The organism is Streptomyces monomycini, from assembly GCF_022271435.1.
GTDB lineage: Bacteria > Actinomycetota > Actinomycetes > Streptomycetales > Streptomycetaceae > Streptomyces > Streptomyces monomycini.
Genome location: NZ_JAFIQY010000001.1, coordinates 185,597 through 200,431 on the forward strand (window position 1 = coordinate 185,597; position 14,835 = coordinate 200,431).

A 14,835-nucleotide genomic window follows, 5' to 3' on the forward strand; every position below is an offset into this window, starting at 1 on the left:
TCGTCTCATCCGATGTGTCTCGTGCACGTGCACGGTCTGAGCGGCTGCTTGTGGGCGAGCCGGTCACCCCACTCGCGGGCCGTCTGCGTCAGCGTGCCGGCCCCGGCGGCGGGTTCCTCCCCCAGCCGTTCCAGCAGCTTGGGCAGGGTGTCGGTCACGGCCTCGTCGAGCGGCTCCGTACGGTCCTCGCAGAGCCGTACGGCGTGCAGCAGCCGGTCGATGCGCTTGTGCCGCACGTCGCCGGTCACCTCTGCCTCGCCCAGCGCCCGCGCGCGCCGGTCGTCGGTGCGGCCGAGCAGCGGCGCCTCCGCGATGGCCAGGAGTTCGTCGCACCAGACCCGCGCGCTGCGGGTGAGGAAAGTGCGGTCGAGGTAGTCCGTGACCGCCTCGGCGTCACCGACCGCCAGGTGGTGGTGCATGCCGTGCGCGGCGGCGGAGCCGAAGAGTTCGTCGGCCTCGTCGTCCTCCAGAGCGCGGTAGTGCTCCCGCAGCAGGGTGTGATCGCCGAGCCAGGCCGCGCCGTTCGCGCGCAGCCGGTACAGGCGCCGCATGAGCAGGCGTCGCAGTCCGAGGTCGCCGATGAAGTGCCGGGAGCAGTGCGGCCAGCCGCTGTCCCGCAGCAGCTCGGCGATGCGGTAGGCGGACAGGCGCTCGTCCCGGCCCGCCTGCACCTCGCGCATCAGGATCTGGGCGCACTCCGCGTCGTGGGCCACCGACAGATGGCTGAGCAGGTCGAGCCAGTGCCCGCGCTGCTCCGGCGGAAGTTCTTCGGGCGGCTGGCGGACGATGAGGTCGTCCAGCAGGAGTTCCGCCACCGGGCGGCCCTCCGCGTCCTCCCCGGAGCGCACCCGGGCGTCCAGCAGGGCCCAGTCGGTGCCCGCGCCCGGCTCCCGGAACGTCCGAGCCGCGGTCGCCTCGCCCAGCCGGGTCACGAACAGCGGGCGTCCGCCGCTCAGCCGGTGGATGCCGCTGTCGATGCGGAGCTGGGCGGCGTTGTCGCCGAGTACCCGCCGGACCTGGAGGCGGGCCGTCTCCCTGGACTGCTGGTCGCGGGTGAGCATCGGCATACGGACGAGGAGGACGCCGCGCGACAAGGGCGTCAGACCGGGTACGCCGCCCGAGGGGCGGCTCCACCGCGGCAGACCGCCGTCGGAGGGCCGCCAGCTGACGGGCGCGTCGTCGTCCGTACCGGCGGCGCCGCCGAGGTGGTACAGGAAGCGCCCGCCGTCCTCCCGCCGGGCGGTCGCCATGACCACCAGCCGGTCGTGATGCCCCCGCTCGCGGTCCTCCAGCACCGGCCGCACCAGCCGTCTGCCGAGGGCGTTGTCCGCGTGGTCGAGCAGCAGGGCGGGGCGCCCGGCCCGGGACAGCCGGCCCAGCAGTGACACGTACGCGGCTTCGATGTCCTGCCGCAGCGCGCGGAAGAGGAAGCCCTCGGCGACCTCGCGTGCTTCGCCGCCCTGCTGGAAGTGCGAGGCCAGCGAGTGCAGCCCCAGCTTCGGGTGACCGCCCGCGCCCGTGTACTCGCCGTAGCACGCGGCCAGCAGGGCCTTGCCCTCCTGGGAGGTGCGGGCGAGCAGTTCGTCGAGTACGGCGTTGATGAAGGGTACGGCCCCCGGGTGGGCCACCAGCCCCGCGACGACACCGACGTAGGCCCGGCCCGCCCGGTTCAGCACACCCCGCCAGAAGGAGCCGCGCGGCAGCAGCTCGTCGTGCCGTTGCACCTCGCTGACCAGGGTGGCGGTGTCGGCGAGCGGATCGCTGGCCGCGACCGCCGCGAGGCCCGCGTACAGGCGCGGGGTGGCGACCGCCCCGCCGTCGCCCTGCCAGGCGCCGAACTGCCGGGCCACCTCGCGCAGCACCTCCGTCGGCACCGAGCGTGTCTGCGGGTGCTGCTCCGCCTGCTCCCGGTACACCGGGAGCCCGCAGTCGATGTGCGCCGTCGGTACGTGGCGGCCGAACTCGCCCCGTACGCATTGCAGGAGCCGGCCCTTGCCCGTGCCGGGGCCGCCGACGAGCAGGACCACGGGCAGGTCGGGGCCGTACAGCAGCTTGCGGTTGCGGCCCGCGCGGGTCTTGCCGAGCAGCCTGGCCACCAAGCCGTCGTCGTCGAGCAGCTTGTCGAATCCGAGATCGTCTGGCACGGGTCCCCCGATGCGTCACCGACCGTACCGCTTGTGATGACACGTCAGGCTAGTGCAGACGCCCGGCCTTCAGGGAGGGTCGGTCCCGGCCGAACCTTCCGTGACCGCGCCGCCGTCCGCTACTCCTCTTCCGTCTCCCCCGTGGCGCGGACCCGGCCGGCCAGCCGCTCGTAGCGCTGCCGGGCCGCCTGCGGGGTGCCCAGGCCCAGCCCGAAAGCCACCTCGGGCCAGGTCATGCCGCGCCCCCGGGCCATCCGCAGCAGCCCGGCCTCCAGCTCGTCCAGCTCGCCGCGCACCAGTGGCAGCAGGCTCAACGCGGCGGTGATGTCCGCCCGGTCCACCTCCGGCTCGCCCTCGTCGAGCCGTGCCGCCCCGCTCATCAGGAACGCCACCAGCCGTACGGCCTCGTGGGGGCCGAGGACGGCCGGATGCGTCTGCCGCGCACGCTGCTTCTCGGTGGCCGCATGCCGCTCCGCGACACGGAAGAGCGCCGCGTGCACCCGCTGCGCACGCGCCTGCTGCGCGTCCGGCAGCGAGAAGGGGTCCGTACCGGACGGTCCGTCGTTCTGCTCTGAGGTGGATGCCATGGAGGCAGCATGGAACCACTACGGAAGCGTGTCAACGCTTCGTTGCAAACGAATTGTTTGCACGACGCCGCCCGCATCCCCGATTCACCCGACTCCGGTGGCGCCGCCGACGTTTCCGACGGGGCGGCGGCCCTGACCGACGCCGCCACGGAAAGGGCGGACCGGGGCGCCGTCGTCACCGGCCTTCTGCCGCCGAACGACCCCGGCCCGCCTGGGCCTCGTTCATCTTCCCCGAGGAACGAAGCGAGGCGATACTGCCCACCGCCCCGGCCCCCATGCGCACCACCGCAACGATCACCCGGTCGGCGCAGCACCGGCGGCGGCCATGACCGGAGACCTGATGGCGCGCCGGTTCCGGCACAACCCGAGCCTTCGGCCTCGCTCTGCTCGGCCACGCTCCGGAGCCTGGGCGGGCTCACGACCGGGGCGTGTGTCCGTCGCCCTGCTCATCGACTCCGCACGTGCTCAGCGTGGTCCCCGGATGCTGTCGATGATGCGGGTCCAGCTGTCGCCGCCGTGCCCCTTCTCGATCGCGCGCCGGTAGTGGGACAGGGACTGCACCGCCAGGGGGAGCGCGAGGTCGAGGCCGAGTGATGTGCTGGTCCCGACGATGTGGTCGGACGTGGCGCCCATCATGGTGACCGTGCCGAGGGCGCCGGGATGTTCGCCGGCGTCAAGCGCGGTGCCCGGGTTCTTTTCGCCGGCCCTCAGGATGCCGCCGATCGCGTCGGCGGAGGAAAGCAGCTCCGGCAGCGCCTCCATGGCCGTCGTTCCCGCGGTGCCGAGCATCGCGGTCGCGTGCAACAGTCCGGACAAGATGGTGAGGAACAGCGCGAGTTGGGCTTGGTACATCATCTGGGCGAGGCCCGGGTCTTCGCCCAGATGCCTCCGCGCTCCCAGCAGTTCCAACACGGCCAGGTGGCTCTTCGACACCGGGTCGCGGCCGCTGTAGTAGACATGGGCCGCCGCCGTGCCGATCATCGGCGCGGGGACCATGACGCCTCCGGTGAGGAAGGCGGCGTCGTGGCCCGCTGCCCAGGCCGCTGCCTCGCGTGAGCGGTCGGGGGTGTCGGAGCTGAGGTTGACCAGCGTCCGGCCGGCGAGCGATGCGGGGGCGCTGCCGAGGATGTCGTACATCGCCTGGTAGTCGGTGAGGCTGAGGATCACCAGGTCACTCGCTTCGACCGCTTCGCCGGGTGTCGCCGCGAGCGTCGCTCCGTCGGCGACGACGTCGTCCGGGAGCTCGACTCCCACCGGATACGCCGCTTCGCCGAGCTACGGCGCGGTCTGCCGGGAGTGAGCGAGAAGATGCTGACACAGCATCTGCGCGAGACGGAGGAGGACGGTCTCGTGCACCGCGAGGTCCATGCCGAGGTGCCGCCACGGGTGGAATACTCCCTGACCGAGCACGGGCACACGCTCAATCAAGCGCTCGGACCGCTCGGCGTGTGGGGTGCCGAGCGGGTGCGTCGCGAAGGCTTGGAAGCGGTCGCCGTGGCCGAAGCCTCCCACGGGTGAGCGCCCCGGCCACCGGCCCCTGCGGGCGCGGCCCCCGTGCCGCGGCAGCGGTGCGGCCGCTTCGTGAAGCGTTTTTCCCCGGTCAGGAGACCGGATCGGCCACCGCCACCGCCTCTTCGCCGCCGCGCGGAGCCGGAGCCGTGTCGCGCAGCCGGGCACCGGCGGCCAGGGCCGGAGCCGTCAGCAGCGTGAACCAGACGGTCTTTCCGGCCACGCCGGGGCGCGTGCCCCAGGCGTCGGCGAGCGCTTCGACGAGCATCAGGCCGCGGCCGCTCTCCTCGGCGTTGTCCGCGAGCCGGGCCCGGGGCCGGGGCGTACTGCCGTCGACGACCTCCACACCCAACTCCCGGGCGCTGTACCAGACGCGCAGCGTCAGCGGCCCCCGCGCGTGGCACACGGCGTTGGTCAGCAGCTCCGACGACAGCAGCAGCGCCGTGTCGGCGAGCGCCGTCAGGCCCCAGGCTCGCAGGGTGCGGAGCAGGAAGTGGCGTCCTTCCGGGACCGAGGACGGCTCGCCCGGCAGGTCCATCGCGGCGGTGTCCAGCGGGGCGGCGGGGAAGCCGACCAGCAGGAGGGTGACGTCGTCGGCGTACGTCGCGGTGTTCGGGAGCAGGGTGCGCAGGACGCGGTCGGCGGCCTCCTCCAGGTCCGTCGTGACGGTGAAGACCTCGCTCAGGGTGGTGGTCAGCAGGTCCAGCTGGGTCCCGATGTCGCTGTGCGGCGTCTCCACCAGGCCGTCGGTGTAGAGGGCCAGCGTCGTACCCGCCCGTAGAGGCAGGCGGACCTCCTGGTGCGGTACGCCGCCCACCCCCAGGGGGATACCGGTCGGCACCGGCAGCGCGCCGACCGTCGCGTCCGGGGCGACGAGCCAGACCGGCAGGTGCCCGGCCGAGCAGGCGGTGACCTCGCCGAGCGCCGGGTCCGCCTCCAGGTAGGTGCAGGTGACGAATTGTTCCGGCAGCCCACGGGTGAACGTGTCGAGCGTCTGGATCAGCTCGCACGGCGGTGTTCCGGCCAGCGCCAGCGCCCGGGCGGCGGAGCGGAGCTGGCCCATGACCACGGCCGCGTCCAGGCCGCGCCCCATGACGTCCCCGATGATCACGCCGACCCGTCCGGCGCCCAGGTCGATCAGGTCGAGCCAGTCGCCGCCCACGCCCTGCCCCTGGGTGGAGGGGAGGTAGCGGGTGGCCGCGCGGGCTCCGGGGATCTGCTCGGAGGCGCCCATCAGACGCAGGGCGAGGGCGATGTGCCGCTGCTGTGCGTACAGTTCGGCGAGTTCCCGTCCGGCCTTCTTGCGTTCGGTGATGTCCCGCATGGTGGAGCAGGCGCCGGTGATCACTCCGTCCCGGTCGCGGATCGGCCACAGGGTCACGTCGACGTCCAGCACCCGGCCGCCACTGGTGGCCCGACGCGTCTCGTAGTGCTCGATCCGCTCGCCCCGGCCGATCCGCTCCAGCAGACCGGCCTCCTCGTCCTTGAGGTCCGGCGGGATCAGCAGCCCGATGTGCTGCCCCACCACCTCTCCGGCCAGGTAGCCGTACAACCGCTGCGCCGCCGCGTTCCAGAACGTGATCTCTCCGTCCAGCGTCTTGATGAGGATCGCGTCCTGCGCCGATTCCACCACCACCGCCAGCTCGTCGATCCGCGCCTCCGCCCTCTTGCGGTCGGTGATGTCCCGGGTGATGGAACAGGCGGCGTGCACGACCCCGCGCCGGGAACGAACCGGCCACAGGGACACGTCCACGTCCAGCACCCGGCCGCCGCTCGCGACCCGACGCGTCTCGTAGTGCTCGATCCGCTCGCCCCGGCCGATCCGCTCCAGCAGGCCGGCCTCCTCGTCCTTGAGGTCCGGCGGGATCAGCCGCCCGATGTGCCGGCCGACCATCTCCTCCGCCCGGTAGCCGTACAACCGCTGCGCCGCCGCGTTCCAGAACGTGACCTGCCCGTCCAGCGTCTTGGTGAGAATCGCGTCCTGCGAACACTCCACCAGCCCCCGGAACAGCTCCTGCTCGCCCGCGCCGTTCCGCGGAGCACCCACTGCCGTCATCCGTGCCTCACTTCATGACGCATCGACGCCCCGGGCAACGAGAGTGACGACCTCCCGTCACGGCACCCGCAGCCGGCCCGAGTACGTCCCCGCCGTGCCCCGCAAACCCGTGCCTGCGAGAGTGCGGACATTGGAGCATGCGCCGCCCGGCATCACCGGCCTTGTTCACCTTTGTACAACACCGGACTGAACCTTTCTGCTTTCCGCCCGGTTACGCCTGGAATCGTGAGACAGTCGCACGGCGCAGCCGGACGGTCACCGTCAGGCAGGGGAACGGTACCGGCCCGGGAGACGGTAGATGTTCTCCGCCCGGATGCCCTCGAAGTCCTCCACGAGGTTGAAGGAGACGCGCTCCCCCGACGTCAGCGTGCGGGCCGGTTCGTCCCCCTGGATCGCCGAACGGTAGGCGAGGACGTCCGGTCCTCCGCCGGTCTGGGCGACCAGACCGGCACCTCGTTCGTGGTCGAACCACTTGACGACGCCATGGGGCACAGCAATCACCTCTGTCGGGTGGAGTGAGCGGGACACCCCACGGGTGCCCTCTCACCGGTGGTTAAGGGGGCGCATTCACGGGCGCACGTAGCTCGGACCCGGCGCTCGGCACGGACCTCGCACAGGCGCGCGCCGCCTCCACGCCGGTACCTGTGCCGGAGCCCGGCCGCGGCCCAGGGCAGCGGCCGATGAGACGTCGTGCGAACGAGCTGCCCCTGCCGGCCGCCTGGTGACGCCGCGCCGGCGCGGGAACGCCGCCCCCGCCGCCACCACCGGTCAGGCCACGCCCGCCGCGTCGAGCAGGGCGGCCGCCGTGGTCACGGCCAGCCCGGCCAGGCTCTCCACCCGCGCTCCGGCACGCGCGCTCGCGCCGTCGAAGACCAGGGTCAGCTGACGCGCCAGCAGCCCGGGATCGTGCGCCCCGCCCCGCTCGGCCTCCGCCCGGAAGGCGTCGGTGAGATGCTGCTTCACTTCCTCGGCGACGATGCTCGCCGGATGCCCGGGGTCCTTGAGTTCGACCTGTGCGGCCAGGAAGGGGCAGCCCCGGTAGTCGGCCGTCTCCGCCAGCTTTTCGAGCCGTTCGAAGACGTACAGGATGCGCGTACGCGGCGGGCCCGCCTCGACGGTACGCAGGGCGAGCTGCTCCTCGTAGGCGGGTGCGCGCCGCCGCAGACTGGCCGCGAAGACCTCGTCCTTGCTGTCGAAGAGCTGGTACATCGAGCGTTTGGAGACCCCGGCCGTCCTGCACAGCGTCTCGACCCCGATGGAGGCACCCTCGCGGTAGAAGAGTTCGGCCGCCGCGTCGAGCAGCCGGTCCCGGGTGGACGCCGCGCCTGTACTGGACATGCGGGGAGACTACCGCCCCGCGCGCCTCACGGAAACCGCCCGGTGTACCCCCGAGTGCAGTACGGAAGCATCACAGGGTCTACCGTTCTCCCACGGGAAACCGATCGGTTTCCCGTGCTGGACGACAGGCAACGGCGCCAGCCGCCGCCCCGAGATGCCGGAGGACACGTGACCGTCACCGTCAAGCACCGCTCCGTGGAAGTCAACGGAGTCAGGCTGCACATCGCCGAGCAGGGCGAGGGGCCGCTGGTCCTGCTGCTGCACGGATTCCCGGAGAGCTGGTACTCCTGGCGCCACCAGTTCGCCCCGCTCGCCGCGGCCGGGTACCGGGTGGTGGCGCCGGACCAGCGAGGTTATGCGCGCAGCGAGCAGCCCGAGGGCCCCGACGCGTACAGCGTGCTGCATCTGGCCGGTGACGTGATCGCCCTGATCCACGCGCTCGGCGAGGAGCAGGCCGTCGTCGTCGGACACGACTGGGGCGCGCCCGTCGCCTGGGTCACGGCCATGCTCCGTCCCGACGTCGTACGGGCCGTGGCCGGACTCAGCGTGCCGCCCGTCCTGCCCGCGGGCATGGCGCCGCCGGAAGTCACCCGACGGCTCTACGGTGACGGCTTCTACCAGTGCTACTTCCAGCAGCCGGGCGTCGCCGACGCGGAGCTGGCGCGCGATCCGGCCTCGACGTTCCGCCGCATCCTGGCCAGCGGCTCGGGCGACAACCCCGGCGCCGGCACTCCGCGCCCGTGGATCGTTCCCGACGGTACGACCCTCATCGACTCGGTCCCCGAACCGGAGCACCTGCCCGCCTGGCTCACCCCGGACGACATCGACGCGTTCGTCCGCGACTACGCGGACCACGGGGAGCGGGCGTTCACCGGCCCGCTCAACTGGTACCGGAACATCCAGCGGAACCACGAGCTGCTGGCCGCCTTCCGGGGCCGCGGCATCGACCAGCCCGCGCTGTACGTCGGCGGGGACCGCGACATGGTGATGTCGCTGCACGGCATCGGCGAACTCCTCGCCTCGCTGGAGACGATCGCGCCGAAGCTGCACCGCAGCATCACCCTCCCCGGCTGCGGACACTGGACCCAGCAGGAACGGCCCGCCGAGGTCAACGCCGCGCTGCTCGACTTCCTCGGCCACCTGCCCGGCTCGTCACCGGCCCAGGGCTGACGTCCGCGTCACCTGCTGTTCGGCCGGGGCCATCCGCCGTCCGGCCCGGGTCACCCGCTGACCGGCCGCATGTCACCCGTTGACCGGCCGCGTGTCATCAGCTGTCCGGCCACGTCCGTTGCGCCGCCGGCCGCGTCGCACGGTAGACATAGTGCGCGCGACCGGCGGCGGGGCTGTCCGGTTCGAGTTCACCTTCGGCGACACGGCACAGTCCGGCCTTCTCCAGGGCCCGCCAGGAAGCCCGGTTGGCGACCGGTACGGGGATCAGGACGGCCGGTGCGTACGGATGGTCGCGCCACGTCGCCCGGAGGACGGCCCGGATCATGCGCGGGCCGTGCCCCCGCCCCGCCTGTTCCGGATCGCCGATGAGGTAGTCGAGGGTCATCGTCTCGCCGGTCACCTCGGTGACGGCGGCCAACTCGTCCCGGTAGGCGGGGTAGTCGGCGAACCGGGACCGCTGGGCCAGGCCGAGGGGGCGGCCGTCGAGGAGGACGAGCAGGTCCTCGGCGGGCTCCTCGCCCCTGGCCACCGGGCCGAAGTCGCGCGCCACGCCCTGCTCCGAGGTGTCGTGGTTCCACCACCGGGCCACGTGCGGCTGCGCCAGCCAGTGCCGCAGGAGCGGGAAGTCCGCCTCGGTGACCCGTCGCCAAGTGATCATTTGCCGGGCCGCCGTCCCCGGCCCAGCTTCTCCTCCATCCAGGCCACACCGAAGTCCACCACGTCACGGGCTTCGAAGAGATGACTGTCGGCCGCTCCGACCGTCCCCCTGCGGCCGATGCCCGCGGCGCGCATGTCCCGTCCGATGATCTCGAAGGCTTCCGTCCCTTCGGGCACGAGGGCGGAGTAGTCGAACGCCCCGTTCTCCGAGTCGATGTCGTGGAACCGCCGCCAGACCCGTTCCCCGTCGACGAGGATCGGCTGCTCGTAGTCCACGAACCGCTTGCCGGGCGCTTCGGCCAGGGCCTCGGCGTGGTGCAGGAGCGTGAGCGCGTCCAGCGGGGCGCCCAGCAGAAGTACCCGGCCGCCCATCGCGACCAGCCGTGCCAACGGGCTGTCCGTGCCGTGCGGGTCGTCCCACGGGTGGTCAGCCGTCAATGTGGTGGCCGCCGCGCCGAGCGCCGCGAAGCTCGCGTCGGGATGGCGGCTGCGGACGGCTCCGGGCCAACGGCGCAGCGCTTCCGGAAGGCGGCCGTTGTTGTGGTCCGCCTCGCTCAGCGCGGGGTCGTACGCCGGGTGTTCGGCCCGCAGGGCATCCTGCCAGGCCTGCGGCCAGTCGGTGAAGTCGTACGGCGGGGCGTCGTTCCAGCCGCAGGTCACCATCAGGGTTCCGCGCTCGCCCACGACGTCGCGGAGGGCGCCGATGACCGTCTCCGGGCCGCCTGACACGTAGCCGATGGCGGACATCTGCGTATGGAACATCACGGTGTCGCCGTCGCCGAGGCCGAGCGCGGTCAGGTCCCGGGCGAGGCGGGTACGGGTGACGGGGCCGTCGGAGCGCTTGAGCAAGGCGAGTTCGTCCATGGACGGGAAGGTAGCCGTCGCCCCCGGTCCACGACACCGTTTTTCTCCGCGAGCCCCCGGGCGCCGGTCAGTTGCCGGGCCGCCCGGCGGACACCCCGCCCTTCCCCTCGCCCCCCTCCCCCTCCTCAACTCCCTTTCCTTCCTCGTCCTCCGCCCCTTCCGTGTCAGCGCGGGGCAGCACCACGACACCCCACGTGACCATGACCGCCGCGACCCCTTCGAGGACCAGCCACCAGCCGGTGCGCACCCGCTCCCCGTACACCACCATCCCGAGGGCCAGGCTGACCAGCGCCTCGCCCAAGGTGAGTGCGGGCTGCGACGCCACCAGCGGGCCGGACTCCATGGCGTTGGCGAGCAGGAACAGCGCGCACCCGCCCGCCGCGACGAAGGCGTACGTCTGCCAACTGGCGAAGAACGCGCCGGGCCCGTGCCGGGCGAAGATGTCGGTCGCCGCCTTCATCAGCGTCGCGGTCAAGGCGTACCCGATCGCGGAGGCGGAGCTGAACAGGGCCGCACGGGCCTTGCCGCGGGGCCTCGGCAGGGCGGCCACCACGCAGGCGGCCATGACGCCCCCGGAGACGAGCAGCGTCAGCACCCACTTCCCGGCGGGTACGTCGGTGCCGCCGCCGTGCGGTGCCGCCGCGGCCAGCCCCAGCCCGAGCCCGGCGGCCACCGCGACCGAGGCCGCCCAGCCGGCCGCGGGCAGCCGCCGCCGTGCCACCGCACTGGCGATGAGCAGCGTGAACGGGAGCTCGGTGACAAGGATGGGCTGCACCAGTGACAGCGAACCCAGCGTCAGCGCCAGGGCCTGGCACGCCGCGGCGCCGACGATGACGGCGATCCCACCCAGCCACGCCGGGCTGCGCAGCAGATGCCGGAAGAGCCGGACGCTGAAGGCGTCGCCCGGCGGCACCTTGCGTGCCGCGATCCGCTGGAGCACGGTGCCCGTGGCGTTGGCCACGGCCGTCAGCAGGGCGAACAGCGCGGAGAGCACAGCTGGCACAAGAGCTCCTGCGGTCCGGCGCGGCGGTCACCGGCCGCCGCTGCCCCCACGGTGCCAGATCCGCCGCCCGGCCCGGAACCGCACCACCGCGCGCCCCGGGCCCGCGCCCCCGCGCCCACCGGACGGCCTCGTCCGCCGGGCTTTCTGCGGCTCCCGCCACTAGCGACCTGACCTGCAATTATGCGGTCCCTGAGGGCCATCCGGGCAGTTGTGTTGCGCCGGCCGGGGGGTTTCGCCGGTGAATCACCCGTTCGCAGCTTTTTGCGGCTTGATACGTGCTGTGAGGCTGGAAGGACTGAAGGTGACCGTCCCCACCACCGAGGAGAGAACTCCATGATTCTGTCCATCTCCGGCGTCGTTCTGCTCGGCATCATCGTCTTCCTGTTCTTCCGCAAGGACGGGCTCAAGGTGTCCCACGCCCTGGTCTGCGCCCTGTTCGGCTTCTACCTCGCGGGTTCCGCGATCGCCCCGAGCATCAAGGCCGGCGGGGCGAGCCTGGCCAACCTCCTGGGCGGCATCAAACTCTGACCTCCGGTCCTCTTCCCCCTTGCGCCCCGCCTGGCGGGCGGCATCCGGTCGCCCGCGGTCCCCGGAGGGTGGAGCGGCTACCGCACGATCCCCCAGGAGATGATGTGGCCCGGCGTCCACTGCCCCGCATCCTGACCGACAGTGCGCCGATCGCGCGCGGGCGCGAGTTCGCGCGGACCGCGGCGGACGGCGCGGCCGACGTGTTCCATCCGCTGATCACCATCAGCCGCGGGCTGCGCCGGCTGCTGGCCGCCGGACGCCGGCGCTGGTCCGCCACGCCCAAGGAGCGGCGCGGCTCCCTGCTGTTCGTCGCCGCCGGCAGCGTCCTGGCCGTGGCGCTCGTCCCGTACGGGCCCGTGCTCGCGCTGGTCACGGTGATGGCAGCGGCGGCGTGGGCGGGCCGGGAGCAGCCGGCCGAGGAGCCCGCCGCCGGTCCGGGGGAGGCGGAGACCGGCCGCCTGCAAGCGCTGTACGAGGCGCTGGTGCCGTACTTCGCGATCGAGGGTGATCCCAGCCCCCTGTACGCCCACGACGGGGACTGGGAGAGCGCCTTCACCGAGTACGCCTTCGACGAGGCCGGGCGCCCGGCCCGGCTGACGCTGCGCTACCCGGCGTACTTCACCGACGGCGACGCGGCGTCCCGGGCCCGTATCGAGCAGGTGCTGTACGCCAAGTCGGGGCGCGGCAGGGAGTACCGCTTCGCGTGGGACGAGGAGTCGAACCAGCTGACGCTGGCGGTGCTGCCGCCGCTGCCGGCCGACATCGCGGCGCAGCGGTTCGTGACGACGCACGGCGAGACCGTCCTCGGGTTCACCGACCCCGAAGCCGTCCAGCGGACGCTGCCGGTGGAGGCCGGTGACGAGACCCGGGACGTGCCGCCCGTCGTGTGGCGGACCGGTCTGCGCTCGACCGAGCCGCACCTGCTCGTGCTGGGGCAGCCGGGGGCCGGCACCACGACACTGCTGCGGTCCATCGCGCTGCAGGCCCTGCCGTACGGCGACGTCCTGGTGATCGACGGCGGCGGGACCGGCGAGTACGCGTGTCTGGCGGGACGGACCGGTGTCATGGGCGTCGAGTCCGGGCTGTCGGGCGCGCTGGCGACGCTGGAGTGGGCGGCGCACGAGACCGAGCGGCGGCTGATCACCGCCAACCGGGCGCGGCAGGCCGGGCGGCAGGCCCCGGACGACATCCGCTGGCCGCTGTGGATCATTTTGGACCGGCCCTCCGCGCTGGCCCATCTCGCGGTGGCCGAGGGGCGGGACGACCCGCAGAACCTGCTGCACGTGCCGTTGCGGCACGGCCGGGCGGCCTACGTCACGGTGGTGGTGGCCGACCAGCTCGACAGTGCCGGGCTGCTGAGCGAGCCGGTGCTGACGCACACGCGGGCCAGGGTCGTACTGGGACCGGCCACGCCGGAGGACGTGCAGGCGGTACTCGGCGCGCCGCCGCACACCACACCAGCTGCCGACGTACCGCCGGGGCGCGGCTACGCGCGGCTGGGCACCGGACCGGTGCTCCGCCTCCAGGTCCCGGCCACACCCGACCCGTACGACGACGCCACGAGCGAGGCGCACCGGCAGGCCGTACTGGACCTGCTTCCGGAACCGGCGGCCTCGGTGGAGGAGGACGCGACCGAAGACCTGAGCGCGGCAGCCGGCCTGGCCAGGGCGGACGCCGCGGACGGGACGGACGAAACCGTCGCGGGCGGGGTGGACAGCGCCGTCACCGGCGGGATGGACAACACCGTCACGGGCGGGACGGATGGTGTCGTCGCGGGCGCGGAGGGCGGAACCGTCGCGGGTGGTGCCGTCGGGGTCGACGTCCTGTTCGGCGCCGTCGGCCCGGCCGCGCCGGCCGGCTCCGAGGCGGTCACCGAGCCGTCCGGGCCGGCGCCGGCACACCGTACGGTCGACGCGGGGCGCGCGGAGGGCTGAGCTTCGCCAGGCGCGGGGCAGCTGAAGCTTCTTGCAGGCCGGTCAGCGACCGCGCCTCAGCCGCGCCGCCCAGTGGCCGGCTCCCCGCCGTACGCGGCGCGGACGCCGCTGGTACGACCGGCCCTCCGCCGCGCTCGCCGCCCCGCTCCCGCCGGGGCTCCGTCCCCAGGGGCCGTCAGGCGACAGGGCCGGTGCCGTACGTTCCGCCTGGGCCCGGATCTCCAGGTGCGACTCGTGAGCCGTGACGCGGAACGCCTCCTCGTACGAGGCCAGGGCCCCGCTCATGGCCCCGCCGGCGAGGCCCCGGCGGCGGATGTGCACGGCCAGCCACGTGCAGCCGCCCAGAGCCGCGGCGAAGAAGCCCATGATGATCAGTAACGGCAGGGTCGCGTCCATGGTCACGACCCTACTGGGCCACGCGGTGCACCATCCCGGGCCGCCCGTGCCCCGGCGGGAGCCGGAGCGGTCCCGGTACCGTGCCCCCGTGATCGATCCCCGGCTTCCCCTCCTCTTCCTCGACGTCGACGGCCCCCTCATCCCCTTCGGGGCGTCCCCGCGACAGCTTCCCGGCGGGTACCCGACGTACGGCCCGGGGCGGCGGCAGCCCCGGGGAGCCGGCACGAACCCGCTGCTCAGCAGGATCGATCCGGCCCACGGCCCCCGGCTGTCGGCCCTGCCGTGCGCGCTGGTGTGGGCGACGACGTGGATGTCCGACGCGAACGACTGCGTCGCACCGTGGCTCGGCCTGCCGGAACTCCCGGTGGTGAGCTGGCCGGAGCCGTCCGAGGGGGGCGGAGCGGGGCGGGTGCACGGGAAGACCCGCGTCCTTGTCGACTGGGCCGCCGGGCGTCCGTTCGCCTGGGTCGACGACGAGATCACCGACGCCGACCGGACATGCGTGGCGGCACACCATCCGGGGCGCGCCCTCCTCCATCACGTGGATGCCCGACGAGGCCTCGGGGAGGCGGACTTCGCCGCCCTCGACCAGTGGCTACGGACCGGCCTACCGGCACGAGGCGACCACTGACCACACCCGGGGACCGCG

14 protein-coding genes and 1 pseudogene are annotated in these 14,835 nt (G+C 73.2%); 5 read left to right on the forward strand and 10 right to left on the reverse strand.

Annotation, left to right across the window (positions count from 1 at the left end):
* Positions 1–5 precede the first annotated feature (5 nt).
* The 3 genes from JXZ78_RS00765 to JXZ78_RS00775 all read right to left on the reverse strand — a co-directional run bounded on the left by JXZ78_RS00765 (position 6) and on the right by JXZ78_RS00775 (position 3,985).
* On the reverse strand, positions 6–2,144 hold the full coding sequence (locus JXZ78_RS00765; protein ID WP_030025287.1) for a hypothetical protein: 2,139 nt from the start codon (positions 2,142–2,144) through the stop codon (positions 6–8).
* A gap of 119 nt (positions 2,145–2,263) precedes the next feature.
* Entirely contained in the window at positions 2,264–2,731 is a 468-nt protein-coding gene (locus JXZ78_RS00770) for a hypothetical protein (protein ID WP_030025286.1), read from the reverse strand.
* A gap of 465 nt (positions 2,732–3,196) precedes the next feature.
* Positions 3,197–3,985 (reverse strand): imine reductase family protein, encoded by a 789-nt coding sequence (locus tag JXZ78_RS00775; protein WP_050503123.1) that lies wholly within the window; start codon positions 3,983–3,985, stop codon positions 3,197–3,199.
* On the opposite strand from JXZ78_RS00775, the pseudogene JXZ78_RS00780 reads away from it, so the two are divergent.
* Positions 3,962–4,249: pseudogene (locus JXZ78_RS00780) on the forward strand (winged helix-turn-helix transcriptional regulator); the annotation flags it as partial. The gene JXZ78_RS00775 and the pseudogene JXZ78_RS00780 sit on opposite strands and share 24 nt — an antisense overlap.
* Positions 4,250–4,331: 82 nt before the next feature.
* Here the strand turns inward: JXZ78_RS00780 and JXZ78_RS00785 are convergent.
* The 3 genes from JXZ78_RS00785 to JXZ78_RS00795 form a co-directional block, all read right to left on the reverse strand.
* Positions 4,332–6,296 carry a SpoIIE family protein phosphatase gene (locus JXZ78_RS00785; protein WP_238782592.1) on the reverse strand — a complete coding sequence of 655 codons (1,965 nt, stop codon included), beginning with the start codon at positions 6,294–6,296 and terminating at the stop codon, positions 4,332–4,334.
* Between the two features lie 261 nt (positions 6,297–6,557).
* Positions 6,558–6,788: a cold-shock protein gene (locus JXZ78_RS00790; RefSeq protein ID WP_030019628.1), complete on the reverse strand. Its 231-nt coding sequence runs from the start codon at positions 6,786–6,788 to the stop codon at positions 6,558–6,560.
* 276 nt (positions 6,789–7,064) lie between these two features.
* Positions 7,065–7,634, reverse strand: a complete 570-nt coding sequence (locus JXZ78_RS00795; protein WP_030019627.1) for a TetR/AcrR family transcriptional regulator — start codon at positions 7,632–7,634, stop codon at positions 7,065–7,067.
* A 168-nt stretch (positions 7,635–7,802) separates the two neighbouring features.
* Between JXZ78_RS00795 and JXZ78_RS00800 the strand changes: the two genes are divergently transcribed.
* Positions 7,803–8,804 (forward strand): alpha/beta fold hydrolase, encoded by a 1,002-nt coding sequence (locus JXZ78_RS00800; protein ID WP_030019626.1) that lies wholly within the window; start codon positions 7,803–7,805, stop codon positions 8,802–8,804.
* A 97-nt stretch (positions 8,805–8,901) separates the two neighbouring features.
* On the opposite strand, the gene JXZ78_RS00805 is transcribed toward JXZ78_RS00800, so the two are convergent.
* The 3 genes from JXZ78_RS00805 to JXZ78_RS00815 all read right to left on the reverse strand — a co-directional run bounded on the left by JXZ78_RS00805 (position 8,902) and on the right by JXZ78_RS00815 (position 11,328).
* A complete protein-coding gene (locus tag JXZ78_RS00805; protein WP_030019625.1) occupies positions 8,902–9,462 on the reverse strand; it encodes a GNAT family N-acetyltransferase in 561 nt (186 codons plus the stop codon).
* A complete protein-coding gene (aac(3), locus tag JXZ78_RS00810) occupies positions 9,459–10,325 on the reverse strand; it encodes an aminoglycoside 3-N-acetyltransferase (RefSeq protein WP_030019624.1) in 867 nt (288 codons plus the stop codon). The genes JXZ78_RS00805 and aac(3) overlap by 4 nt, the downstream gene beginning before the upstream one ends.
* A 67-nt stretch (positions 10,326–10,392) precedes the next feature.
* Positions 10,393–11,328 carry a DMT family transporter gene (locus JXZ78_RS00815; RefSeq protein WP_050502366.1) on the reverse strand — a complete coding sequence of 312 codons (936 nt, stop codon included), beginning with the start codon at positions 11,326–11,328 and terminating at the stop codon, positions 10,393–10,395.
* Positions 11,329–11,661: 333 nt separating this feature from the next.
* On the opposite strand from JXZ78_RS00815, the gene JXZ78_RS00820 reads away from it, so the two are divergent.
* Positions 11,662–11,856 carry a hypothetical protein gene (locus tag JXZ78_RS00820; protein ID WP_030019622.1) on the forward strand — a complete coding sequence of 65 codons (195 nt, stop codon included), beginning with the start codon at positions 11,662–11,664 and terminating at the stop codon, positions 11,854–11,856.
* Positions 11,857–11,960: 104 nt separating this feature from the next.
* Positions 11,961–13,790, forward strand: coding sequence for an ABC transporter ATP-binding protein (locus tag JXZ78_RS00825; RefSeq protein ID WP_238782593.1), 1,830 nt, complete (start codon positions 11,961–11,963; stop codon positions 13,788–13,790).
* A 42-nt stretch (positions 13,791–13,832) separates the two neighbouring features.
* Here JXZ78_RS00825 and JXZ78_RS00830 read toward each other — a convergent pair whose 3' ends face one another.
* Positions 13,833–14,186 (reverse strand): hypothetical protein, encoded by a 354-nt coding sequence (locus JXZ78_RS00830; protein WP_050502365.1) that lies wholly within the window; start codon positions 14,184–14,186, stop codon positions 13,833–13,835.
* An 88-nt stretch (positions 14,187–14,274) separates the two neighbouring features.
* On the opposite strand from JXZ78_RS00830, the gene JXZ78_RS00835 reads away from it, so the two are divergent.
* Positions 14,275–14,817, forward strand: coding sequence for an HAD domain-containing protein (locus JXZ78_RS00835; RefSeq protein ID WP_372498382.1), 543 nt, complete (start codon positions 14,275–14,277; stop codon positions 14,815–14,817).
* Positions 14,818–14,835 lie beyond the last annotated feature (18 nt).

Bases quoted from the DNA above. Each gene is read 5' to 3' on its own strand.
- JXZ78_RS00805 (WP_030019625.1), bottom strand. From the start codon at position 9,462: ATGATCACTTGGCGACGGGTCACCGAGGCGGACTTCCCGCTCCTGCGG.
- JXZ78_RS00830 (WP_050502365.1), bottom strand. From the start codon at position 14,186: ATGGACGCGACCCTGCCGTTACTGATCATCATGGGCTTCTTCGCCGCG.
- JXZ78_RS00770 (WP_030025286.1), bottom strand. From the start codon at position 2,731: ATGGCATCCACCTCAGAGCAGAACGACGGACCGTCCGGTACGGACCCC.
- JXZ78_RS00785 (WP_238782592.1), bottom strand. From the start codon at position 6,296: ATGACGGCAGTGGGTGCTCCGCGGAACGGCGCGGGCGAGCAGGAGCTG.
- JXZ78_RS00820 (WP_030019622.1), top strand. From the start codon at position 11,662: ATGATTCTGTCCATCTCCGGCGTCGTTCTGCTCGGCATCATCGTCTTC.
- JXZ78_RS00795 (WP_030019627.1), bottom strand. From the start codon at position 7,634: ATGTCCAGTACAGGCGCGGCGTCCACCCGGGACCGGCTGCTCGACGCG.